Source organism: Agromyces selenitireducens (assembly GCF_052748465.2).
In genome coordinates, this window is record NZ_CM188259.1 from 1903705 (window position 1) to 1929087 (window position 25383).

The 25383-nt window shown below is 67.4% G+C and carries 11 protein-coding genes and 1 pseudogene; 1 reads left to right on the plus strand and 11 read right to left on the minus strand.

Annotation, left to right across the window (positions count from 1 at the left end; genetic code table 11):
• Positions 1-76: 76 nt before the first annotated feature.
• Positions 77-1178, plus strand: a pseudogene (locus ACULK4_RS08900) (IS481 family transposase); the annotation flags it as partial.
• Between the two features lie 203 nt (positions 1179-1381).
• On the opposite strand, the gene ACULK4_RS08905 reads toward ACULK4_RS08900, so the two are convergent.
• From ACULK4_RS08905 to ACULK4_RS08955, 11 genes are all read right to left on the minus strand, one after another.
• Complete coding sequence (locus ACULK4_RS08905; protein ID WP_445966576.1) at positions 1382-2686, minus strand: hypothetical protein; 1305 nt, start codon at positions 2684-2686, stop codon at positions 1382-1384.
• Positions 2686-6930 carry a hypothetical protein gene (locus ACULK4_RS08910; protein WP_445966575.1) on the minus strand — a complete coding sequence of 1415 codons (4245 nt, stop codon included), beginning with the start codon at positions 6928-6930 and terminating at the stop codon, positions 2686-2688. Before ACULK4_RS08910 ends, ACULK4_RS08905 begins: the two co-directional genes overlap by 1 nt.
• Positions 6927-9620 (minus strand): hypothetical protein, encoded by a 2694-nt coding sequence (locus tag ACULK4_RS08915; RefSeq protein WP_445966574.1) that lies wholly within the window; start codon positions 9618-9620, stop codon positions 6927-6929. The genes ACULK4_RS08910 and ACULK4_RS08915 overlap by 4 nt, the downstream gene beginning before the upstream one ends.
• Positions 9621-9629: 9 nt before the next feature.
• Positions 9630-13058, minus strand: a complete 3429-nt coding sequence (locus tag ACULK4_RS08920) for a DUF6603 domain-containing protein (RefSeq protein ID WP_445966573.1) — start codon at positions 13056-13058, stop codon at positions 9630-9632.
• A 22-nt stretch (positions 13059-13080) separates the two neighbouring features.
• Positions 13081-13881 carry a hypothetical protein gene (locus tag ACULK4_RS08925; protein ID WP_445966572.1) on the minus strand — a complete coding sequence of 267 codons (801 nt, stop codon included), beginning with the start codon at positions 13879-13881 and terminating at the stop codon, positions 13081-13083.
• 4 nt (positions 13882-13885) lie between these two features.
• The gene (locus tag ACULK4_RS08930; RefSeq protein ID WP_445966571.1) at positions 13886-14752 is read right to left on the minus strand and encodes a DUF6345 domain-containing protein; all 867 of its coding nucleotides are present in this window, start codon (positions 14750-14752) and stop codon (positions 13886-13888) included.
• A 405-nt stretch (positions 14753-15157) separates the two neighbouring features.
• Positions 15158-15346, minus strand: coding sequence for a hypothetical protein (locus tag ACULK4_RS08935; protein WP_445966570.1), 189 nt, complete (start codon positions 15344-15346; stop codon positions 15158-15160).
• A 433-nt stretch (positions 15347-15779) separates the two neighbouring features.
• Positions 15780-16823 carry a hypothetical protein gene (locus ACULK4_RS08940; protein ID WP_445966569.1) on the minus strand — a complete coding sequence of 348 codons (1044 nt, stop codon included), beginning with the start codon at positions 16821-16823 and terminating at the stop codon, positions 15780-15782.
• A gap of 24 nt (positions 16824-16847) precedes the next feature.
• Complete coding sequence (locus ACULK4_RS08945; RefSeq protein WP_445966568.1) at positions 16848-21590, minus strand: hypothetical protein; 4743 nt, start codon at positions 21588-21590, stop codon at positions 16848-16850.
• Positions 21587-23713 carry a CHAT domain-containing protein gene (locus ACULK4_RS08950; protein ID WP_445966567.1) on the minus strand — a complete coding sequence of 709 codons (2127 nt, stop codon included), beginning with the start codon at positions 23711-23713 and terminating at the stop codon, positions 21587-21589. Before ACULK4_RS08950 ends, ACULK4_RS08945 begins: the two co-directional genes overlap by 4 nt.
• A complete protein-coding gene (locus tag ACULK4_RS08955; RefSeq protein WP_445966566.1) occupies positions 23710-25131 on the minus strand; it encodes a hypothetical protein in 1422 nt (473 codons plus the stop codon). The genes ACULK4_RS08950 and ACULK4_RS08955 overlap by 4 nt, the downstream gene beginning before the upstream one ends.
• Positions 25132-25383 lie beyond the last annotated feature (252 nt).

The following is a 25383-nucleotide window of genomic DNA, read 5'->3' on the forward strand; positions in this document are numbered from 1 at the left end:
GGCCTTCGGGTGAGTGGTGTCAATGTTCCGGTTGATCGGTTCCACCTGTTTCGGTTGATGGGTGACACTCCCGAGTATGCGGGAGTTGAGCGTGTCAGAGCAGCGGTATCAGGCCGTGCTCGCCGTGATCAAGGACGGTGACACGGTGGTGTCGGTCGCGGCCCGGTTCGGGGTGTCGTGGAAGACCGTGCATCAGTGGTTGTCCCGGTATGAGGCGGATGGGCTCGAGGGGCTGGCGGATCGTTCGCATCGGCCGAGGTCGTCGCCGTTGCAGATGCCCGCGGTTGTCGAGGTCGCGCTCGTGGATCTGCGGCGTCGGCATCCCTCGTGGGGGCCGCGGCGGCTGGTCTACGAGCTGCGCCTGGCCGGCGTCGAGCCGGTGCCGAGTGAGTCAGCGGCGTATCGGGCGTTGCTGCGTTTCGGGTTGATCGATCCCGCGGCGAGGCGACCCAGGGATCGGAAGTGGAAGCGGTGGGAACGGGGCCGGGCGATGGAGCTGTGGCAAATGGACGTGGTCGGCGGGGTCGTGCTCGCGGATGGGCGCCGGGCGAAGGCGTTGACCGGGATCGATGACCATTCGCGGTTCTGTGTCTCGGCGTTCTTGATGCCTCGGGAGAACGCGGGCAGTGTCGCCGAGGGCCTCCGCCTCGCCTTGGAACGGTATGGGCTGCCGGGTCAGGTGCTCACCGACAACGGGAAGGTGTTCACGGGCCGGTTCAGCCAGCCGCCGGTGGAGATGCTGTTCGATCGGATCCTGCGTGAGCACGGCGTGGAGCATCTGCTGACCCAACCGCGGTCGCCGACGACAACGGGGAAGGTCGAGCGGTTCCATCGAGCGCTGCGGACCGAGTTCCGCACCGACCGGGTGTTCGCCTCGCTGGCGATCGCGCAGGCCGAGCTCGATGCCTGGGTTCAGGACTACAACCATCGTCGTCCGCATCAAGCGATCGGGATGGTGCCGCCGGCGACACGGTTCCTTGCCGCGGCGACCACGCCGTTACCGATTCGGCCGACCGCGGCCACCGCAAGGCCGGCGGCTGCTGCCGGGCGACCGGGACTGGGTCGCCCGGCGTGCGAACGCGGTCGGGGTGATCACCGTGAACTGGCAGCAGATCGTGCTCGGCAAGGCCGCCGCGGGCCGGGACCTGGACGTCTGGGTCACGGACGAGGTCGTGCAGGTCTGAAGCGCTCTCTGACGGTGCAGACGTGGCGGCGGAGATCGTCACCGACCCATTCGTGTACGCGATCGGATTCACGATCGACACCCAGCGGGTCGTCACGGCGGCCATCCCGTGCGAACACCTCTGGATCTTCAGCGCTGAATCTCGAAAAGCGGTCAAGTTTGCTCCTTCTAGTCAACCAGCTCCGCAATCGGCTGGCTTTAGCCGGAGTCGTCACCCTCTAGGTAGTCGAAGGCGGTGCGGGGGAAAGTAGCGCGAGGGCTGGGTTCGGCCCGTCTGCCGACCCAGAAGTATGCTCGTCCGTCGCTGCCACGGGCATAGCGGTGGGTGCGGCGAACACGGATCCCGTCCGGAGGCACCTCGTGCTCGTTCAGTCGCCACGCCTCGGCCACGATCCTGCTGTGGTACTGCGGGTTGCCTGCATTCGCCTGGGGATCAGTGCGTCCGCGCCGAAGGTACAACTCCGCGACGGCGCCGCCTGGTCCGGGCCGTGTCCGCGGCAGGTAGGGGACCCAGGCCGGCGACGCCCCGGCGGCAAACCGGTATCTGGGTAGGTCGGCGTCATCTTGTGGACCTGCCCCTTGCCGGACCGACGCCTCGCCGTTGGTGACGAGCTGTCCATCCTCGGTGCGGTAGGCCTGCTCGAACGCCCACACGAGGTTGGCATGTTCGTCGGGCAGGAAGCGGACGTCCTCAACATCGTCGTTGCTGACGATCGCCACCGCATTGTTCGGCACAAAGAGCAAGTCCTGTGCTGCGGCGGGATCCTGCCCATCGGCCGTCGTCAGGGTGAACACCGTCCAGCTCTCGGCATCCACTGGCGGTATCGGGGTCAGTACGCCGAAACTGTCCACCACCGACAATTCAGTGATCCGGCGCAGGGTGCCGCCCCGTTGCTCGAGAGGGACGATGTACCAGTCGTTGACGTCGACGTAGCCGAGCTCCGGCAGCAACATTGAGAGCACATTGGGCTCGGGGTCGTTCGGCGAATCGAGGTACGCATCGGCATCCTCCAGCCGCCACCAGCGTGGGTGTGGCGCACCAGGCACCGCGATCTGGGTGGGCACCACCCGTCGGGTGCCGGTGTCGGTCGGATCGGCGGGCGAGGTGGCCACCAGGTCCACGGCATACCAGTCGACCGTGGGGCCGACGTACTCGCCGGCCCGCAGTCGATGGGCGCCCGTGTCGAGCTCGAAGCTGTGCTCGAGGGCGGCCGACTGCCAGGCCGGCGATTCCCCGTTCGGCTCCTCGCGCTCCACCGCCCACTCCAGCGGGGCGTCGAGGTCGATCTGCTCGTCGGTGCCTGAGCGGTTCAGCGTCGCAAGGGCGAACTCGCTCCAGGCGGCCGACACCCACGCCGGCCGGCCACCGTTCTCTGCCGTGAACTCCCCGACCTGCCACTGGCGAGCTAGGAACCACAGCGGATCTTTGACTCGAGCCTGCACCGCCTCGGCGAGTCGTACGCTGCTATCTGCGCCATACAACTGTTGGGCAAAGTCAACCATCAGTCCTCCTGGGCGACGAAGCCCGCGATCTCACGCAACCCGATGCCGCTCGGCCCCACCGGGTCGCCGTCATCGAATACCACCATGGCGCCGTCGCGGAACGAGGACAGCACGTCGAGCGGACGGCGGAACTGGCGTATCGGCAGACGCCTGCGCAACCCCGCCGGAGTGAGCTTGGCGGTGACCTGGTTCGCGAACGGGAGCAGCGGCCCGGGCAGCCGCCGTGCCTCGGCGGGCAGTGCGCGGATCATCATCCAGCGGATGGCATGGCCGACCATCCCTGCTGCGGCCTCGGGTGTCCACTCGGTGATCGTCTCGTCCGGCTCGTCGCAGAGCAGCAGGCAGTGTGGGGGCTCGCTTTGCGGCGCGTCGTAGTTGATCGCGACACCGGTTTGCTGCCGGCGGCTGGGCCGGGACTCCGACCACTCGTCGGCAACGGTGCCGACATACAGCTCGGGCGACTTGAGCGTCGCCTGCCGTGCCAGCACGGCGCCGAACAGCCGGGTACGTGGAGCGATGGTCTCATCTCGCTGATCTGCGGTCGGATCACCCGATTCGTCGTCGGTGGCGGCCGGGCTGATCGGGAAGGCGCGGTATTCGCCGAGCCGGCTCGCCGTACGCACCGCCCGGCCGACCCGGCTTCGTACGTCTACGAAGTCCCCAAGGACGGCACCCGGTCCAGCGTTGGTCCCCAGCAGGGGAGTGGTCGCCGGCACGCGGGCGATGGGTGGAAGCACCGGCAGGGCCCCACCGTCCAGGACGTCCCGAATCGCCGCGGTGAGCGCCGTCATCTGGCGCACGACCTCGGTGTCAGTCGTGGGCGTGGCCTCGCTGTCGGATAGCGCCCCGGCGAGTGCAGCGGCCCGACCCTCCAGCCGGGCAACCAACCGGGCGTACTCCGACTCGAATAGATCGGCCGCGTCGGCTAGTTCGAGCGTCGCGAATAGCCGCAGCGCACCCGGCTCGGCGAAATGGGAAGCCTGGACCAGTACGGCGTCCAGCCGGTCCCGTGCGGACTCCAGATTTGCCAGCGAGTTTGCAAGAGCCGCTTCATCGGCAGCGGCATCGAGCAGTCGGCGGTGGTTACGGGCGCGGATCATGACCGTGGACACGGCCGATCGCAGCGCCTCCGCGGACGCGGTGACCGCGGCTCGTAACCGGCTTGCCCGCCTGCGGAGCTCGGCCCGACCGGGCCGCAGCGCCTGAAGGGATGCCGCGGAGTCCAGGGGCAGCGCCGGAGACGCCGCCCCGGACAGGTCGGTCGCGTCCAGCGGACGGCCGTCGGTGACCAGGCCGTGGAACTCGGCGGCGGAGTCGAGGAGTGTCCGGACCGGGGCGGGGATGTCGATCTCGACTGGCCGGACTCGGGCGAAGAAGACGCCCAGCTCGCCGTCCGGTAATGGTCCGAGAAGAGTGGCGGTGGCAGGATCGGTACGCCACCGGCGGAGCAGTTCATGCCGGGCCCGCACCGCGAGCTCGCTGTGCCCCCCGACGACCAGATCCAGTGGCACCAGCCCGAGGTCGCTCGCGAGCCGGAGCCGGATCCGCCGCGGCGCGGACCCGTCGGCCGCACCGACGACGACATCGACCGCCGCGGTCGCGGCCTGTGGCAGCAAGTCGGCGGCGGCTGCCGCAAGGGCCGGCTCGGCCAGCACGCGGGGCGGCGTGGGTCCGTCGAGGCTGGCTACCTCGACCGGTACGAATGCCACGATCACCCGGTGCGACGAGCCCTGGCCGGAACGCACCGTACGGATGAAGGTCGGTTCGCCGGGCACCGGCTCGCCGCTGAGCACGGCCAGCCAGGCATTCGCAGCCGTCTGCTGGCCGTTCGCCCGAAGGTGGGTCGCCTCGCACAACACCAGGTCCGCGAGGGCGTCCAGGTCGTCACGCAACTCATCCTGCAGATGGTCCAGCAGCGCGCGGTCGGCCGGGCTGGACACGAACTGCAGCCCGCTGTCGATCAGGGCGAACCCGTCGAGCGCCCGCAGCCGTACCGGCTGGTTCGACTCCGGATCGCGCAGCGGCAGGTTGTCCCGCAGCGTCAGGATGAGGTCGTCGCGGTTGCGTTCGTGCAACCGTCGTTCGGCCCGGAGCCCGATCGCGTGTGCCGGTGACATGCCCCGCTGAAGCAACGACAACAGGCGCAGCGCCTGGCGGACCCGGCGAGACGTCAGGTCGATCGCGAAGCCGCCGGACGTCCGGAACCGTTGATGAGCGGCCCTGAGCAATGCCGCCGTGGTGGCCTGGGCCGGGCTGGGCGCCTGGAGGTAACCGACGGCAGTGCCAGTCGCGGCCTCCGGCTCGGGATTGGCGAGGAATCCGTACCAGCCGGCCTGCAGGCGCTGCTCGCCAGCTCGGCGCCGAGCGATGAGCTGCCGGTGGGCGAGGCCGCTCATCCAGGCATCGGCGCGGTGGCCGACCACGTCCAAGGTCTCCATCAGCAGCACTTCGAGCTGAGCCCGTCCGCCTGGGCGGCGGGCCACCTGCTCGAGGTGGTTCAGCGCACTGATCATGGTCGCTGACCGGTTGGCGATCTGGTCGCGAACCTTGTTCGGAAAGCCGAAGGGGACCTGTTGTGGGCGGGCGAGACGGAGAAGCGCGTTGACCTCCAACTCATCGAGTCGGTCGTCCTGCGGTCGCGGCAGCACCATGCGATCCCGCAGGGTGGTCTTCCCCCGCCCGGTCAGGAACGCCTCCACCAGCAGGGAGATGCCCTTCGTGATCGACATCCGGGCCAGTCGGTACAGCAACGGCAGGCGGGCATCCGTCTCTATTGGGTCCGCCAGCGCCGACAACGGTTCGGTACGCAGCGCGGCGAGGTACTCCTCCGGCGCACCGCCGACGTACCCACAGCCCAGTGGCTCGGCGTCGGCCTCACCGAGAGGGGCGACGAGCAGCCGGCGGGACGTTGCCAGCTGACGCAGGATGGATTCCAGTTTCTCGGCGAGGCGGCGTTCGTTCGGCTCTATCCGCGTCACCGCCTCGGCCGCATACTGCGCTTCGGAACCCAGATACGTAGCCGCATAGCGGATCAGCACCGAGGAGATCGCCCGCTCGGCGGTCGTTTGTTCGTCAAGTGGTTGCATCCGCGTGATGTCGATGAGCGGCAACACGCCGTAGGGGTTGTTGCCGAACCGGACGACGGGTAGCACCCCCCGGCCGACGATATCCCGGGCCAGGAACTCCACTACGTCCTCGTCGGTCACCTCGGCGAGGCCGCGGAGCGCGCCAGCGACCGCGTCCAGCAGCGCTGGGCCGACAACCCGGATCATCGCGCGCGCGTCCTCCAGGGCGGTGTCGGCCGCACCGGTGGCGCGACGGATCGGCCCAGCATCCACCGCAAGAGCCTCGATCAGCAGGTCGGCCGCCTGCTCCAGCGGGGAGCCCAGCTCGCCCGACTCATCAGAGGTTGCGGCCCGCAGGTACGCGAGGGGGTCCCGGCGTCCGTCCAGGTCCGGCGCACGGGCCTGGGCACTATTGTTGGTCGGCGCATCCTGCTCCAAGAAACCGAACCGGCCGTGGGCCACGGCGTCGCGGAACAGCCGGCTCAGTGCTGGCCTGGCGTCTCCGGCGTTGAACCCGACCGCGACCAGCCAGTCCGCACGCAGGGCGGCCCCGACCAGCTGTGGGTCGATCAGTCGCAGGCCGAGCCCGGCTGCCACCGCGACGTCGAAATCCACCAGGAAGCCGCCCGGCACCAGCGCATCCGGGGTGTACCGCAGTTCCGCGGGCAGGGCGGCGCTCACGCCGAGCGGCGTCACCACACCGGACCCGTCGAGGGCGAAGAGCGCGACCCGGGTCGGCGGCACGGCAATCCGGCCGATCCGGTCCGCCCAGTCAGGATCCGCCGGCGCGCCCCGGCTGCGGAGTAGGTGCACGGCGCGTGCCGGCCCCACCCGTGCCGCGAGCAGCGACCAGGCGCCGGCTACCACCGGGTCGTCGGCGTCCCACCACCGCCGGCCGCCGATGGCCGCTTCGAAGGCCGCCAGCGCCGGCCGCTCGCCGCGTGTGATCGGTTGGATGCCGCGTTCGCTGAACCCGTCGTCGAAGAACCAGCGGAACCAAATCTGCCGCTCGCCGTCGGCCAGCGGGACATCCGTGCTGGCGAATGGTTTGTTGAGCAGGCTGGTCCGCTGGTCGCGATTGTCCCGGCCGTCGTCGGGTTCGACAACCCGGTGCGGCAGGTCGGCTGAGATCACCCGGTATTCCAACCGCAACGGAAGCAGCAGCAGCGGTGCGCTCATAGCAGCCTCCGGACCGGGATCACGACCGCAACCGGCCGCTGCCACATGCTGCGGGCGATTGTGGCCGACGTACGGCCGGGACCCCAGTAGTCGGGTCCGTTCTGGACGGCTAGCGCGGTCGATGCGACGTCGAGGTAGCCCGCAGCGGTCAGGTTCACGTGAGACCAAGACAGGTCGTCCCAGCTCGGGATCTCGGTCGGTTCCGGCGGGTCGACCTGGGCGAACTCGGTGGGGATCGTGTCGTCCAGCACCCGACCGAGTGTGGCCAAGGCGAACGGCAGCGCCATCGCCCGGTACTGCTGGCGTTCCCGGCGGACCCGGACAGTGGCGATGTCGAGCCCGAAGCGCAAGCGTCCTACCGGTTCGAAGAGCACCAGGAAGAACCGGTTCAACGCGGCCTCCACCGCCGCACGCCCGATCGCGAACCCGTAGTAGGCGACGTCCGCGCCGAGTCGGCCGAAGAACACGGGGTGGTGGTCGGTGCCCTCGCCCTGCCGCCAGGTGGTTCCCGGACCGCGGTTCAGCACCGCCACCAACTGGCCGAACCGACGGATAGCGTCGCTTCGCAACACCAGGACGAGATCGGCCTGACCGTCGTCATGCGGCGGGAGGTTGAGGCCCGGCGTGCGGCTCCACAGATGAATCGGTGGAATGTCCGCGCCGGTCGGGTCGGAACCGGCACGGCCCCGGTCCCAGAATCGGGTCAGCACCGTGCGGCTCCCGTCCATCGGAAAGCCCCGCCAGCGCAGCTCGTTGGCGAGCTCGTGGTTGGCGCCCACCAGGAACGCCTCAATAAAGGGCCGATGCTCTTCGACGAGCGTGACGGTGTTCTCCGGTAGGCCGGTCAGTTCACTGAGGATCCGATCTGGCGCGAACTTCTCCAGCAGCGGTGACATCGCCACCGGCGGAGTCGGGTGACGCACGACCGGCCCCAGCACGTTGCGCTCCCGTGCGCTGAGTCCCGCGATGACGTCGGCGGCCTTGGCCGCGGGCAGCCGTATGAGCGTGGCGCGGACCGGCGCGACCAGTTCGACGGCGGTCGCTCGCCCAACCGGGATGGCGATCCCGGGTTGCCGGGCGGGCTCGAAGACTTCGGCCGCACCCAGCTCGTCGCGGATGAACCCAGCCAGCGCGGCCGGTACTTGCGGCGACGGAAGTGCGTTCGGCTGGGTCGGTGGGCGGCCCGACGGCAGCGTAGGGACGCGGATCGTTGGCACCAGGCCACGGGTGGGTCGCTTCGCGGACTGCCGTCGCAGGTCCCGGGAGGCGAAGGTGGACGGTACACCGACCGCACGCAGTGCTTCGCGCATCGTTCGGCCTTCGCCGACCGGTTGGTAGGGCGCCAGCGGCTCGGCCGCGGCCAGTGCAACTTCGGCGGGGAGGCGGTTGAATCGCGACGCGACCAGGCGTTGCGCCATCGCCGCGGCGAGCCGGAACCGATTGATCCGCTCGTTGGCCCGAACCGCCTCGTCGTGCTGCGAATAGCAGAGCCGGACCAGCGCCTCCTGGTTGCGGCGTACGGTTTCGGCGCCGAGGCCGGCCGCCTCGCGCAGGCCGAGGTCCAGATTGATCCGGTCGAACCAGTGGTTGGCCTCCGCCCGGCCCACCCGTACGTCACGGGTCGGGGTGCTGCGCCAGCCGTACGCGGGTGGTGCGAGCAACGGATCCTCAGCGTCCGGACCGTCACCATCCGGCGCAGGGGTTTCGGCCGCGATGGCACCGGTCAGCGCGGCGGCCAGCAGCGGGCGCAGCGCGGGCGGCGTCTCGATCGGTCCCAGCTCGGTTCCAAGCCTGGCGAGCGCGTGCCGGACGGTGATCGTCCGCCCAGGCGCGGAGAAACCCGGGAAGAAGCCGGGATCGTCAGCCCGCGCCAACCGGGTCACCGCCACTCCCGATGCGTCGGTAGCCGGGAGTGGCCGGAGCCGCCGCAGCAGCAGCTCCAGGTCTTCCACCGCGCTGGTGACGAAATGGCTCTGGAAGTAGACCGGTAGAACGACCGGATCGGGCGACCCGCCCCAGGCAAGCGCGTTCCACGGCGTGGGCTGCACCGGGAGCCCGAGTCCGGCCAGCCGGCCTGCCGCGTAGCTTGGCACCAGAAACAGGTGGTACACGGAGCTGTCGGTCAGCCTGCGGGCACACAGCAGCCGAGCGAACACAGCGTCGGCGTGCGTCCGCACCAGCTCATCGACCGCGACGTCGGGAGCCACCTCCCGGCTGACGTGCACATGCGCCCAGGCCCAGGACTGGCTCAGGTCCGGCAGGGATGTACGCGGCTCCAGTACCCGGATCACCGGCAGCAGCGCGCCGCCAAGCTCGACGAACTCGAACTCCGCCGGCCGCAGGGCAATCAACGCCAGCCACGGACGTACCCGATCGCGCCCTGAGGTGTCCAACGTGTAGCGCCAGGGAAAATCGGCGTCGACGAACTCGACGAACGGAACGTAGTTGGGCTCGAAGCCGCGGCCGGCCGGAGTGGGCTCGACCCGGCTTATCATCCGGGGGTCAACTCCGACCACGTCCCCGGCGCCGCGCAGCTCGACGTCAAGCGACGCGTTCCCGACCGTCTCGCCGTCGGTCCGGATCTCCACCGCAACGTCCGCGCGGCGGCGGAACCCACCCGGCCGGGGCGGTCGAAGATCGACCAACAGCGGCGCCCGAGCGTTCGGCAACAGGGAGAACGTGGCCGCCATCTCGCCTCCTCAGGCTGCCGCGGCCACGACGTACGCCGCCACCGCTGGGTTTGCCGGGGCGGTGCGACCGCGTGACGGCGCCGACTCGAGCACCTTTGACAGCGACGCCACGAGGTCTAGCTCGCCGCCGATCGGAGCGTATTCCGTCGTCCGGATCGATACGGCGGACTCGCCGACTCCGGCCACCGCCTCCGGGTTCAGCGGCTGCGCAACCTGTCGGCGGTGCACCGCGCTCCAGCGAGCGAACTCAGCGTCGGCGAGCTCGACGTCCTCGACCACGACCGGCGGCAGGGTGGAGCCGCCCCGGGGCTGCAACACAATGACCTCATAGCCGTACTCGGCGTCCACCCCCGCACCGGGATTCACAACCAGGTCCTCCCCGCCGAGGACGAGGCCAGCCGGGTGCTCCTCGAACGCCGGCGCCCGCAGCCGTTCCTCTTCGCCTAGCGCCCAGAAATGGCCGCGGACGAAATCGGCCACCGCCGGGGACAACGGCAGGTCATTGCCGACCGGGTCGAGCACCGCGAGGTCGTACCGGTGGGCGCCGCCGGCCAGCGCCGCCTCGCCGAGCCGCTCGATAACCACCCCGAGCGGGACCGCCCGCTGCAGGATGTGCACGCCGGCCGCCGGATCGACGACCCCCTGGGCTTCCGGCGCGTCGACCGCGGCAGGTGGGAACACCACTCCGCTCACCCGAGTGGTCGACGGGATCGGCTCGACACCGGCGCCGCCCTCGATGGCATCGCGCAGCACGGTAATCGGGTCAGTAGTGGGCGGGGTCAGCGGCAGTTCCTCGCCCCAGTCGTGCTCGACGCCGAACCCGACGTCGTACCCCCACACAGTCGCCCACACCCGGCCGGCCACTCGGAACGGGTTCGGACCGGACAGCCGCAGATCGAAGCCGAGACTGAGCACCACGTCGCCGTCGACAAGGAGCGACAGGTGGCCTCCCAACTTCGCGTCGAAGGCGAACGGGTCGAAGTACACCAGCGCGTGCAGATACAGCTCGCCCTCGGCGGCAAGCTGTCCCACGAGAAAGACGTCCGGACCCTTGGCGTACAAGCTCGCCATGGCGCCGAACTGCAGAGAGTTGGCGGTCACGGCGAGATAGGCCGACAGGGTCACGCGCGGGTTGTTCGTGCCGAAGTTGATCGAGAGTCGGCTCAGGTCCGGAAAGTTCGCCGGCCGCGGATAGGCCGGATGGAGCCCGCCGAACGAGATGACATGGTCGGTCCGGGGGGCCCAGCCGGTGCGCGCCGCCATCTCACCGCTGATCGCGTACGTCAGCACGCGCGATCCCGGGTTCAGCGCGGCGTCCATGGAAATCGTGCCGGCGGCGAAATTGATCTCACCGAAGAAGGACACGCGCAATGAGACCAGGGCGGTGTCCTTGTTCGGCAGATCCGAGCTGATCAGGCCGAGGATGAGCGCCCGTGGCTGGTCGCCCACCTCGATCACCAGGCCGAGCTTGCCCTCGACTAGAGTCGGTCGACCGAAGACGATCCTGGCCACTGGGCCGAAGATGTGTACGCCTTCGGCGGCGGGAAACACGTCGGCGAGTGCATCCAGGATCCGCGGAGCCTGACCGACCGGATCCGCCGGGAACAGCAGGTTGTCAAGGCTGCCGCGCGTGATGAGCTCCCTTAGGGCGGAGCTGTCGGCCCGGCGGTTGATGCCGATGATCCCGCCTAGGCCGGTGAGGAAGAAGCCGTAACCGAGCGGAATATGGAACTCGCCGAACACCGACGCGAGGAATGAGAAGCCGTCCCGGCCGCCGGGCAGTTGGGTGGTGAGGATCGCCATCGCTGAAAATCCCATGGTCTCGAACTGGAGGGCGAGTACGCCGCGGTACTCATGGTCCTTACGGAACAGTGCACCGCCACCAGCGATCGGCCCTGTTTCTAGCGCCACGGCGTACCCGGATGGGAATTGGATCCCCGCATCGAGGTCTAACACGCCGAACGCTCCCTCGGGATTCTCGGTCAGCCTGAACTCGAGACCGAGATCCGCAAACGCAAGTGTGAGCGGCCCGATGGACGCGGCGGCGCTTACCAGTGTGGTGAGGCTCGCTCCCTGCGCGAGCGTCAGGCGTAGGCCGAGTTCGTGCACCCGTACGACGCCGGCGACGCTGACGTCCAACGGGATCCGAAGGGTGAGCGCCGAGCCCTGTTCGATGTATATGCCGCGCCCGGGTCGCCAACCCGCGACGACGTCGCCCGCATCCAGCTCGATCGGCCTAGGAATGATCTGGGCAAGCAGTCCGTCGCCGGAGGCGTTCAGGACCAGCCGCAGCCCCTTGATCGCGACGGCGACATAGAAGTCGCCCTCGGCGGAGCCACCGACACCGAACGAGACGCCGTTTGCCTCCAGCCTGGATCCGCCTGAATCTCCGATGATCAGGATGGTCGCCTGGTCGGGCTGCCTCTCCTTGGCGACCTCCATCCGAAACGAACCCGCTGGGATTGTGCTGTCGAGCATGTCGACCTGCAGCCCAGACGGGTGGATGCGGAAGACCATCCCACCGACGAGGTCAGGCCCGGCCTCGATATACATGACCCAGGTCCCGTCGTCGCTGACTGGTAGCGCAGCCTCGATGGCGGCTCCGACGGACGGCATGATGGCGATCCCGCGGTCCCGATCGACGGGCGCCAGGCTTCCCTTGATGGGAAAGGCGATCAGGCTCACGTCGACATCGACGCTGTCGCCTTTCACCAGCCGGTGCAGGGGAATCTCTACACCAGTGGGCCGTAATCCGCCGTGGTCATCGAGCACATCATCCAGCGCCGTCGGCAAGTCACGGGGAAGGGCGACGACGCCCAGTTCGTCGCTGAGTCTGGCGAGATTATCTAGCAGTTGGTCGGCTGCGAACTCGGTCCGACCCCACGCATAGACCTCTTGCATGAGACTCGATGGGTCGTCGACCCATCTACGGATACGATCCCATTGGAATCGATACCGCTCGAAAGCGATCGCCGCCGCGCCCTCGCCCTCTGCTGGCATGAGGACCTCTATCTCCAGCACACCGAGCAGGATGAGCCCGCGCAGGATCGCAGGAGCGCGGAAGCGCAGGTAGTCCACGATGAGCAGGTCAACGATCTCCGTAGCGAAGCTGGGCCCGAGGTTGATCGCGTCGAGAACCTCGGGTAGTTGGCGCACTGCTAGGAAAATCTCAGGCACATCTCCCGCGATCCGGGTGTGGTCCGCATCGTCGAGCGGCTGGCTCGCCCAGGCCTTATCACCAAGCGTGGTGATAAGCGCGGACAGACTCTGCTTCGTGGCCGCCGTCGCTGCCATCGCTTCCGCGACTGCTGCTGCGCTCGGATCATGACCGAGGCGCTGGAGCAACTGCCGCATTCCGGCGGGTGAGTCGAGTGCCAGGAACACCGGAGTGAGCAAGTCGAGGAGTTCACCGGTGAGCCGGTCGGCTGTAGAGGTCACTGTGAAACTCCGATCGCGTGGGTCAAGCCACGAGCGCGGGTAACGCGGAGATGACCTCGGCGGTCCTGTAGTCCACGTTGTCACCGTAGAACTCGATCAGGAATGCGTAAGACGGCTCCAGACGCTGTTGGCGTTCACCGATGCCGCGCTCCTCGTAGCCGAACAAAGCTGAGCGCACGCGCGCCTCACCGTCGAGCCCGCGAGCTTCCAGACGACGTTGGAGCATGTCGACCGCGGTGTCCGGTCGTACTAGGTCCACGGGAGGTCCGCTCCGGACGATCGGCCGCCAGACCTCCCGACCCCCGACCACGACGTCGTCGGTGCCGATTCGTACCATCGCTCGGCCGCCCGGCCCGATCGCGGGAATACCGTCTATGGTCCGCCGGAATATCAGTCCGGCGTCGAGCGTCGCGACTTCGGATAGCTGCCCGACCGGCGAGCTCGTCTGAGCGTGCAGGTGCGTGACGCGCTCCATCGTTGTCGGCCCAGCGGGGCGGCCGAGCCGGACGAGGAAGTCCCGGGCGATCTCTTCGAGACGACCCACAGATGAGGTGATGTTCTGCCCCTGCTCGTCTGCGAGTGCGCGCAGGCTGTATCGGATGCCACCCGACCTAGCGTTCATGGCGACTCTTACCCGCTGATCGCCAGCGATGAGCCAGTCCTGCTCGCGGTTCCACTCGAGGTCCGCGAGCCGATCAATTAGCATCAGGCGACGCAACATCGATAACACGCTGACCCGGCTCACTGGTTGCGCTTTCACCTCGTGGACCCTGGCGTGAGCGACGGGGAGTTCAGGCATCTCGTCCAGCGTGAGGATAATCATCGCATCAGGACCGCCAGCACACGGCGGCCCCTCCGACATCGGCCGGAGCCAGGGTGTCCTCCGGATCCGCCAGGCTCTCGCCCTTGAGGCGACGCATCGCGTCGGCCTCGGACCGGCCCCATGCCATGGCCACCGGAGCATCGTCGATATTGCCAAGCCATGGAGATGAATGCGCCTCGTCCAGCCATGCCTCGGCCAGCGGCTCTCCGCCGCCTGCTCGTAAGCCAAACGCGGCCCCGCGATCCGACGTCCAACTTGCGTCAGAACTCAGACCGGTAAAGCCGAACATCATGTGGATCCCAGCGAAGCACCGTGTCCAGGTATGCGACGGAAAAGCCTCGGCGCGCACCGCCCGCCGATCGATCGCCGCCCGTTCGGTTTCACCAGGACGCCTGAATTCATGATTGATGAGTCGTACCTGGAGACCCTCGCACAAATCAAGCACCAGCCACCGTAGGCGACCATCTCCCAGCTGCATGCGTGCGCTTGGAGGCTCTTGATCTTCTCCTTCTTCCCTCGGCGGCAGGACTGCTGAAGCTACTACGCATCCGTCGGGGCTATTGAAGGTGGCGTCGACCCAGTGCACCCACTTCCCGCCCCTTAGCTCGAATCCATGCGTGCCTCCGTGGGTCGCTAAGAAGGCAAAGTCGACCGTGTCGACGCCGCCGGGAGCACTGTCCGTTTCACGGGTCCAGTGCCGAGGACTGGCTGCGCCTTCAGCAAGTCGGACTGTCACACGATGGCCGCCAGCTCGCATGGCTCCCGCGAATCCGTCCGCAACGTCATCGCAGTACTTCGTCTGCTCGTAGCCATGAACGGCACAAACGGGTTGCTTCCTGTAGTCATTGACCCAGTAACTGCCCACGGTCACTGACGGATGATGCACCACCCGCCAACGATATTCCCGGAACGGCAGATCTGAATAGTCCTCACTTAGGCGGACGAGGATGCGATATGCCGAGAATTACATCGAGCAGATTCGAGACCTCCGTAGGACGGCACCACCGAGCCGAATAGCTCCATCGGTCACGTTCAATTCATGCGTCGAAGGCATTTACGCGATGTCGCGGTGAGCATGACCGGTCGAGAAGCCTCACCGACCGGCGCTCGCCGACAGCGTTCCGGCTCCCGGTGGTCCGTTGCTTGCGATCAAGGCCGACGCTTGCGAGATGATCCTAGCCTCCGCAGTGTTGCTGTGGGGCTGGGCGCATCGCTCGGCTTCTCTGTCGCGAGTACCGCGGCAGGCGACTCTGGGCGGGACTCGGCGGCGCGCCTGTCACTCGTGACGATCGCCGGTTAGGTTGCGTTCTTCGTCGAACCAGCCACGCTCGGCTTCGTCGGTGACGGGCAGGACCCGCGTGCCGCTCTGCTGATCTCGCTCGTGTTCGTGGTCATCGCGCGGCTGATCGGTGGGCGCGCTGTGCCCGCGCGCGTGCTCGTCGACGAGGTATGACGCGAGGCTCACCGCAGTGCAGTCGCGTGCTCGGGGTCGCACGGCAGAACTATTGGCTGATCACCGTCAGCAGCGGCGCCGTCGATCTGGAAGTGCATGGCGGCTTCTCGTCTTTCGTCAGGGCTGCGGGGCGAGAGTGGATGTGACGTTCGGGATGGGCTCCAACCGTCAGAGCCGAAAAGGAGATTCTTCGAACGACCACACGGTGACCGCTTCCGTGTCCAAGACGAAGCTGCCACCGCGCTGCCCTCTATGCGGGACACAACTAACACCAGACCGGCGGCGGGACGGCCACCGGCTTCCGGAGGCGGACGACGTGGTCCTTCCACGTGCTCGTGCCTGAGGATCAACGAGATCGCCTGCTGTATGGCCCTGACCAAAGGACGCTCCGGACGCGGGACCGGATTGAGGCGGAGTCTAGGTGGTGGTCGCCCAACGTCGAAGGCTACGCGAGCAGGCTGGCCAAGCTGGGCCGCGCCTCCAGCGCATCGGCAACGGGCATGCTTGCAGCCTCGGCGAGGGCTGCGAGATCCTCAGGACCACCCGTCACTGCGCCCAAGCCCGCATCTTGGTCGCGCTGGCCGCGTAGCGCAGTAGCGATCCGGATTCGGTCAGCCTCGTGCAGGTCGAGTGAGGTCCGGGCGGCAATGATCGCCCGCTGGTAATGCGCCCGCCGCGTATCGGCGTCGACGGCTGCCCGTGCTGCCTGCAACGGTTCCTCGATCGGGCTCAGGTATCGCCAGTCGTCGCGGTCGACTCGGCTCTCCAAGCGGAGCAGCAGGAAGCTGCCCGGCGGCACTGACGAGGGCCCGTCGCCTGACCAACAGACGAGATGCCCGTTGGCAACCCACAGTGGCTGCGGTGGCGGCTGATCCAAGACAGCCAGAAAGCCCGGCGCGAGGACGGGGCCATTGCCGCCGGGCATTGCCAGCGACCCGTCGTAGGCGAGCGTGCCGACATTGCCATCGATGTTGAGCAACTGTTCGAAGGCGTCCACGACCTGGCCGGCGATACCCAGCCCGGTAGACAGAGCGGTCGTTGTCAGCAACCCGCCAAAACTGCCAACGACGTCGATCAAAGTGCGGACACTGTTGTCACCCTTGACCGCGACCAGGCCTGTGTTTATCGAAACGGTGCCACCGGAGAACGGCAGCAGGGGCGTCAGCGGTTTGTTTGTCGTGACGGCTGCGTTGGCGGCTTCGGTGAAGCCGGGAATCGATCCCGGATTGATCACCGCGACCTGCTCATGCCGGTTGTGGCCGAAGTCGCGGACGACGACACTGTGCACTGCCGGGTGCCACTCGGTGAACCACCGTCGAGAATGCTCAAGTCGGGCCTCTGTCAACCACAAGCGTAGATACGTGGAGTCGGCGGCGAACCCCGGTGCTTCCGAGCCCGCCGGCCCCGCGCGCTCCGCCGGGATCCACTCCGCGTGTCCCGGCCACGCCTTAGAGCTGACCACGGACTTCACGCGCTCGAACAGTCCCATCGGAGTCTCCTTTCAGTGGGCCAATCAGGTGAGGGCTTCGGAGATAAACAAGCAAGCCCCGAGGGCGTCCTCTACTTGCCGGTCGCCTCCACGCGCCACTAGAGACTCCTGCATCGCCCGATAGGCACGCACGAGTCGATCGTGGGTGAGCTCATCAATGGTGTCGAGCCGCAACGCCTCGGTCAGCGCCCGAGTAGCGTCCAGCCACATTTTGCGCTGGAAACCCGGGAGGGTGATAACCACGGGCACGCCCTCCTGGGCGAAGTCGCTGCCCAGCTGGCGCAGGTACGCCGCCTGTTCGCGCGACCAGGTGTCCAGTTCGAGCTCGAAATCTGGTGGGCCTTGAACGATGACGAGTTCTGGGTTGACCCATTGCGACAACAGTTCGTTCGCGGTCGCGAAGCGCGAGCTTGCAGGTTCCCGCTCCCGTGAGGTGGAGGGCACGTAGGGAAACGCGACTCCGCGACGCTCTTCAACCGGCGAGCCGATCAGGTGGATGACTCGAGCGGTGCTCAGAGCCGGAGGGACGTCGACGCGAGTGAGACCCGTACTGAGGACCGTTGCGCGGTTTCCCCAACATTCCGCCAGAGCTGGGTCGCCAGTGAGCACCGTCGTGGGCCATGTCGGATGCCGGGTGGGGGAAGGCCGCCGTGTGGATCGTTTGAGGCGACGCCAGATCGGCCAGTTCGCTGGAAGGGATCCAGCAACGGAGCTGAGCATGGTCTCCCACGAGACTGCGCCGACGTCCGCGGAGTGCAGGATCTCAACCGGCGTGTCCTCATCGAGTCCGGCAGTCAGGGCTTGCAGCGCTAGCGTGTCGGCACGGCCGGAGGGTACTTGGAGTGCCCAGGCTGGGCGGACGTCACCGTTGGGGTCGTGTCGGATCACTTGCACGGTCCCGGTGCGGAGGATCTGGGTCTGCGTGGAGCCTGCGATCCCCTCGATCTCGAGCACTACAGGCGATACATCCGAGCTCTTTGGTATGAGGAACGCGTGCGAGGCAGGACTTCCGCCCAGCCACGACGTCGGCCGGTTGTGTGAACCCACGAGGGGACTGAGTTCTGCTGGGAGAAGCAGTCGGTTTTGCGCGTCGCGCGTGCCGACGATCGCGCCAACAGTCGGTAGCCAGCTCTCCTCAGTTTGACCAGCTCCGACGGCGCGGACGACGATGCAACGCAAGACCCATGCCTGCCATGCCCTGGGCGAGATCGAGAGTACGTCTGACGTCGGGTTGTTGAGATCATCCCAGGGCGGCAACCCGATGAGTGGGCGCGCCAGCTCGTACGCGGCCGAGAGTGCCTGGATCTTTTCGGCGAGGAGCCCTGGGGGACTGCCAGGTTCGTGGAGGGCGGCTATTGCTGCTGCCGCCGACGCTCGGAGCCTGCCGCCTGCATCATCGGCCTCGGCGAACCAGTCCGCGGCTTGCTTGAGCATTGGGGCGGCGGCCCGCGGTAGCCGTAGGGAAAGCGAGTCGCCTTCGTCGAGCGCGACCTCGGCTGCGTGGTTGACTCCGAGTCGGTCTGCGAGGCGCCGAGCCTTGATCGCTCGGCGACCAGTGAGGACACTGTTCCTCAGCGCCAGGCGCAATGCTGTCTCTGGGTCATCGCCTTCCGGTTCGAGCCATTGGTTGAGCGCGGGCGCGGCCGGGACGGGTTCGCCGGTGAGCATAGCGAACTCGATGTGATCGAGCGCACGGTGGGCGTCGGCAGCTGTGGTCGGCACTGTCGGGATCTCCGAACGGAGCAGCCCTGATGTGGGCAATGAACCGCCTGCGCGTACGGTGCGCCACCAGCTGTGCAGGAGGGTCGGATCGGGCGTGGCGGGGCCCCTCTCCCAGATCGGCACAGTCACCTTGTCGCCGTCGAAGGCCTCCAGATCTGCGAGCAGGACGACGTCTCGCGGATCGCCCGAATCTGCCAGTCCGCTCGAGAGGCCATCGCCAAGATCCCGCAGCCGGTAGCGGCGAACGATGACCATTCGCGCTCGCTCAGCCATGAGGTACTCCTCCGGCGAGTCCGGCTGGGTGGCCAAGTCCTGAAGTTCCATTAGGGCTTCGTCGATATCTCCCGACCGCGCGCGAGCTTGGGCTTGGGAAACGGCGAGTGCGGGTACTTGGAGGTGGACGGGCACACGGGCCCGGGTTGACGGCGCCTTCGCCGTCACGGGCAGTTTCGTGTGCCCGGTCGCCAGACTTGCAATGGCTCGCAGGGATGATTCACGGTCGTGGTCGACTGTCACGATCGAGCCCGTCTCGGTCAACCATTGAGCGGCCTCGTCAGCGTGTCCGAAGCGTTGCCACCAAGCCCAGCTCGCTGTCAGCCTGATGCGCGCCCCGACATCGTCTACAGGCCAGTCGGTCCACTCGTTGCCTTGCTGGCTACCGACGGAAGCTTCTGCCAGCTCGACCGCCCTCGCCAGCCACCTCAGGGACTCGCGTTTCGTCCCGTGCCGCGCTTGCGCGAGTCCGACGAGTAACGCGGTCATGGCGACGAGTTCCGGGCCGATGTCTCGTTCGATCGCTGCCTTGTAGAGACGCATCGTCGTGGCCGTTAGGTCTTGACTCGTCGGTACGACCCTTTCGAGGCCGGATACGAACGAGGCCGCCAGTTGTTCGTCGAGACGGTCTGCCCACTCTTCGACGGCCGTGCCAACCACGGTCGGCAGATGCGCAGCACCGCGAGCCGCGGCCCGCGAGCTGGGACGCGACTTCGTTTGTACCTCCGCCCACAGCAACTGGTGGCCGTCGACTGGATCGGGTGATTCGCGTTCGAGGCAGGCCACGTAGCTCGCCGTAACCGGACCTGCGAGGGCGTGATCGTGGCCAACCGCACCCTGTGCCCCGAGCAATAGCGCGGTGATCCGCTGCAACCAACCGAACGCTGCCTCGGCGCGGGCGCGTTCCTCGATCCGCTCCCACCATTCGATCAGGTCGACCTCATCGTCGTCATGTGTGAGTTCGATCGCTCCGGCCACGTGTTCGACCGTGACGGCGTTTCTTGGCGATGTCTCGCAGTGCATGCGCAGGAAGCTCGCAGCTTGTCGACGGGCGCGGGTCCATGCCGCTCGACGTGTGTTGTCGAGGTACGCCATCATCCGTGCGCGCAGATGGGGATCGACGACCATCAGGTCGAATTCGAGGCTCACCCATTCCTGCTTGGCGATCGACGCTTCGAGGCGGTCGAGCTCAGCGCCTTGAAGGCCGGTCACGCCGCCGAGAGTTGTCGCGTCGAAGCGGCCGAGGGCGACGATGACTGGCAGCATGTCCTCAAGGGTGTCGTCGTCGAGGCGATCGATGATTCGGTGCCGGACGTAGAAGTCCGCGTCCATTGCTGCGATGGCCGCCGTGCTCAGCTCGGGGTCGTCCTTGGCCCAGTTTGCGAGCAAGGCGACATCGAACGGGTTGAGCTCGTCGCCTCCTGCCGTTTCGGCGACACGGGCGACGATCGCGTTGGCTCGCTTCGGATCCACGTCGAACCAGCGGACGAACCTGCCGGCTTCCGGCTTAGAGAATCCCCCGACGAGAAGTTCCTTGGCGCCGTCGGGCAGCGGCAGCACTCGTCGTCCCGACAGCACCACCCGCACGGCGGGTGATGCTTCGTGCAATCTCGAGACAACGTCCAGTGCTGCCTCGACATTCGCTCGCCCACCGGCGGCCTTCTCAAGCTCTTCGGTGGTGTCGAGAATGACGACGGTCGGACGGGGGAGCGCCGACACCGCCTCGCTGAACGCGGCGTGCACCAGGCCCGCTCTCTGGGCTCGGATCGCGGGCACGTCGGCCGGATGGGTTCGCTCAGCCTCCTCGATACGGGCATGCCAATCGGCGATGAGTCTGTCTAGTCGATCGAACCGGAGGACTGCTTCGGGCTCGGCGAAGAAGCGCAGTTCGGCGGCGAGCGTCAGCATCAGCAGGCCGGGCTCGGTTCCGGGATAATTGGGGTGCAGGTAGTCGAAATCGATTCTCGCCACGGAGCCGGCCGAACCGTCGCTGGGGAACCGGGATTCGAGCCAGCGGACCAACATAGTCTTTCCGGTTCCCCCGTCACCTCGAAGGTGCAGAGCCCAGAGGGGGCTGGAATCGGCCAGGAGCGAAAGCAGTTGCGCCTGATAGCGCTTGCGTGGGAAGTAGCCCGCGCTGAAAATCGTGATCTCCTCGTCACGGCGCTTGCGAGCCACTAGGCGGCCTGCCCGAAGGCGTGCGCCGGTGAGTTCGCGGCCCAACGTGAGCTCCAACCTGGCGGCACCCTCGATCCAATTGACTGCCTCGGCCAGCTCGCCCTCGGCGATCGCGGCTTCGACGAGCTCGATCAGGCGATCCGCGACCGCATCGGGGGACGGCGCTTCGGAGGTGAGCCGCGCGAAGCGGTCCAGTGCTGCCGGCACCTCCACGTGGGCCCGCTGGGCCTCCTGCACGGCGTCAGCCACGGCGCGCAGATGATGTTCAAGGATCGTCAGGGGTGCACCGGCGACGAGTGGATCGGTGAGGACGTTTCGTGCCTGCTCCTCGGGTACCACGTAGCGGTCGCCGGTCTGCACCATCAGTCCCGCTGCGCTGAGTGCGTTCAGAGCAGCTGCCGGTGCGAGCCCGGATGCGTCGAGCACCGCCGATGTCCAGATGGGGGCCATCGCAAGCCGGGCCACGGCATCGATCCCAATGGTGTCGATCTCGGCCGCACGGCGAGCCTGGGCATCGTTTGTCGCCGTAGCCAGCGCTGCCGCAAACCGCCGGTCGAAGTCCCCGCTCAGGTCGCCTCTGGCTACGCGGCTCATGGGACCTCCCCGATGAGTTCGCTCAGTCGTTGCAGGTCCGTCGCGGGCACTAGGGCTTCCGTATCACGGAAGGCCAGGATCGCGACCTGAAGGGCGTCGCCGATGAACATGGTGGGATTTCCGTTGGTAGTCTGCTGGATCCGGTCGAGCACTTTGTCACGGTACTTTGGGACGGCAACCAACGGCTCGTCTCCGCCGAGCAGCAACTGCTGGTAAGCCAGGTGCGCGGTCGGTGGTGCGAACGGCTTGAGGTCGCACTTGACCGCACGCCCCCGTTGGACGAATGACGCGATGGCCTCGATGGCGCCGTCACCCGGCGTGCCATCCCCGGCGCTGTAAGAGAACAGGAGTGGTACGCGTTGCTCGGATGTGCCGAGCCCGTTGCCGGTCACAGTGCGCAGCAGACCGCTGACGGCCAGACCGTACTTATGCAGGTCGTCGATCTGGATCACCAGCCCGCGTCCGGGCGATGGGCCATCGCCGACCGCCCGCCCGATGACGGCTAGGTCCGAGCGCAACGCCATGCCGACGACCTCAGTCGAGTTCCAGGCGTCGGTCCCTGCTTCGATCCGCTCGCGGATGGCCGGATCGAGCTCGGGGGCCGGCTGGGCATCGAGCATCATGACCTGGAGGGTCGTTGGGGGTTCCGCGCCGGCGACTCGGGCGGCATCGCGTGCGTTCATGGCCAGCCGGCGTGCCAGTGTGAGGAAGTCTTGCCCGCGGTCGTCACCGGCCCGCTGGCCCGTATCGGAGACGCAATAGCCGGCGAGGGTGGCGATCGCTGCGAGCTCCGCCAACGTCCGACTGGTACCGACCTTCGTGCTGCTGGAGACATCGCTGGGGGAACAGAGCGCGAGCACGACCGGGGCACCGACGGTGGTTGCGGTCAGGAATCGGCCGAATGCGTCCAATACCTCGTGCCGCCCGCAGAAAGTCGGCGGCCGTCGGTAGTCGGACAGCAGTTCGGCGGCCCTGGCCACGCGCCTTCTGTGAACTCCGCTGGCGTCCAATTCCACGCGACCGTCCACGTCGGGGGTACTGAACACGGCTGGGTATGCCCAGTCCACGTCATCGGTGACACCGTTCGAGGCGATGTACGCCTCCCGTCGCCCGGCTGCCGCTGCCTGCAGCACATTGCCGCTCGCGAGCAACGCTCCGTAAAAAGCGAAGGTGAACTCCCTGCACGTCTGAGATGCGATGGTCCCCGTCATCGCCGCGACGATCGGCACCCCGAGTTGGACGCAGTCCGCGGCCAAGGAGGGGCGGAATGTGACGAAGTCCGGACCGTCGCCACCACCGGGCAGGGAATGGCCCGCCGCCGTCCGGCAGGCGGTGAGAACGAGCACCCTGGGCAATGCGGCGCCGGCACTGAGCACGTTGATCAGCTGCTCGCCACTCATCTTGTCGCTCCTGGCGTCGGATCTCGGCAACGGAGCGAGTTCGACGTAGCTGCTGCCGTTGGCGAGCTGCTCACCGTGGGCGATGAGGTGGATGATGTCAGGTTGGACGGTCCGGCAGGCCGCAGCCAGGTCGTCCCGATTGGCGTTGACGATCACGTTCGCTTCGAGTCCCATATGGCGGCGTCGCACGGTGTCAAGGAGGGCCAGGTACTCCGCGGCCGGCTGGATTGTCGGGTCATCCAGCGTGGTGCCGATGACGACGAGCACGCGTGGGATGAGAGCGACGGGGCCGGGATTGACGCGCGCGGCCGGCCCGACGGAGCGGCTAATGGCCACGGCCGGCCGGCGTCGTAGTGCGAGAAAGCCGTCCCCGTCGTGCAATAGTTCCCAGGGGAGTCGTTGCAGCGCGGCAGCGTCCTTGCTGGTGGCAACCACCAGGTTGATGTCGTCGTCGCCGTCGAGCAACGCCTGCCGACCTGCAGCGTCGACAAGGCACGACAGCAAGTGCTGGCCGATCGTGCTTCCGTCGGCGCTATCGACGTCGTTCCGCTCCAGGCGGTCCAGTGCGGCAACGAGGTCGTTGGTCTGCATCGCGCCGTCGGGTGGGACGGGCAGCACTCCGAGCTCGGTCGCCGCCTCGGCGAGCTCCCGCGGGGGTAAGTCTGCGGTCGCCACAGTCCACGGTCCGGGGCCGCTGATTTCGAACAGCACCCGCCGGTTCACCGGCGTGCCTCGACCCGTTCGCGGGGCGGCTCTTCGAGCTCATCAGCACCCGATTTCGCCAAGGCGGCCGCAAGCGCGCTCAGGTTGCCTTCGATCGCCTCGGCGGCGCCACCCGCCCGCACCCCGGGTGCGTGTAGTGCGATCAGCTCCTGGTAGGCGTGGTCCTGCACCGTCTCCTCCAAGCGACGCCGTCGTTCGTTATCAGCCCGACGGGCGTCGGCCGTGGCTGCCACAACGCCGGCCAGTGCGATGCGTGGGCCACGGAGCGACGGTGGCGTGGCCGGGTGGGGACCTCCACTAAACCAGCGGCGCCATTGTTGAACCTCGCCAGTGGGGGCGAAGTCGGCCGCGTCGAACCCGATCCAGGAAGCAAGCGTGAAACCTGGCGGTCCGACCCTGAGTCCTGCGTCGACGACTGCGGATGCATAGGCGAGGTCTGGCAGTTCCGCGTTGTGCACCAGGGCAGCCGCCTCGGATGAAGGCCACGCGGGACCCGGATCCAGGTTCATCGCGACGATGGCGTGCTCGATTAGGCTCAACCGCACGATCGCCGCAGGGTAGCCTGCACGTGGCTCGGACATCCGCTGCTGAGCGCCGAGTTCCAGCTCGGCGATGGGCCACAGAGCCCACTGCCCGAGGAGGGCGACGGAGACCAGATCGGCAAAGATTTCCACGCTCCAATCGCCCCAGCGGGTGACAGCGTCCTGATCGGAAGGGTTGACGGTCGCGACCGCGTCCTGGATCGTGGTGCGGAATGCCTGCACGAGTCTCGCGGCGAACTGCAGGTGATGGCCCGTTTCGTGAGCGATCAGGCTGAGCAGCCACGGCTCGTAGGTCGCCGCCACAGGCACCCGTACGGTCGGCACCGGCAGGCGAGCTAGATGCTCCCGGACGAAAGGGGCATCGGCGTAGGTCGCAGCCAGGTCGGCCGGCACTAGCCCGGCCGGGAACGCCTCGGGGGCGTGCACCGGATCCAGGTAGGGGAGCGGCACGGCACCGGCCAGCGGCGGACGAGTGTTGGCAGCGCTCCCGTCGGCGAAGCAGGGCCGCCAACAACTCCACAGCACCTCGTCGGCGGCCTGGATGCACCTCTTGCGAGATTCGGGTCCGTCCCGTTGGTCGAATCGTTCGGCAAAGAACCGCCAGACCCGTTCGACCCAGACCGCTCGTCGATCGGCCAGCCGGCATGCCTCATACACGAGGAGCCAGTCGTCGTCCGCCGGCGGGATCGTCGCGGCCACGGCCCCCAGACAGTTGTCGACTACCGCCGAAATGGTGTCCAGTTGGGTCCTGTACTGCTGCCACGTGTCGGACTGATGACGGTCACTCAGCCACTGGGCGAACGCGGTAGTCAAAACGCTCACCCGGGCGTGGGACGCCGCGACGCGCCCCACAAGCATCTCGGGAACTTCCCCCACGTGCCGAAGCATAGTTGTCTGGACTGGTATGACGATAGTCCTGCTCATCGTGGTTTCTTCCTCGAACAGCGCGGCTCCGAACGTCAGCGTTGAGCCTGGTGAACCCGCCTCTGCTAGAACTCGCAGCGTCTCGCCATGGATACTCATGATGGCCCACTCGCAGTCTTACTCGCTCGCAGTGAACCAGAAAAAGTCCTCACTTCAACGGACCGCTTCGACGAGTTCACCGACACCTTGGAACAGCGGTCCCCG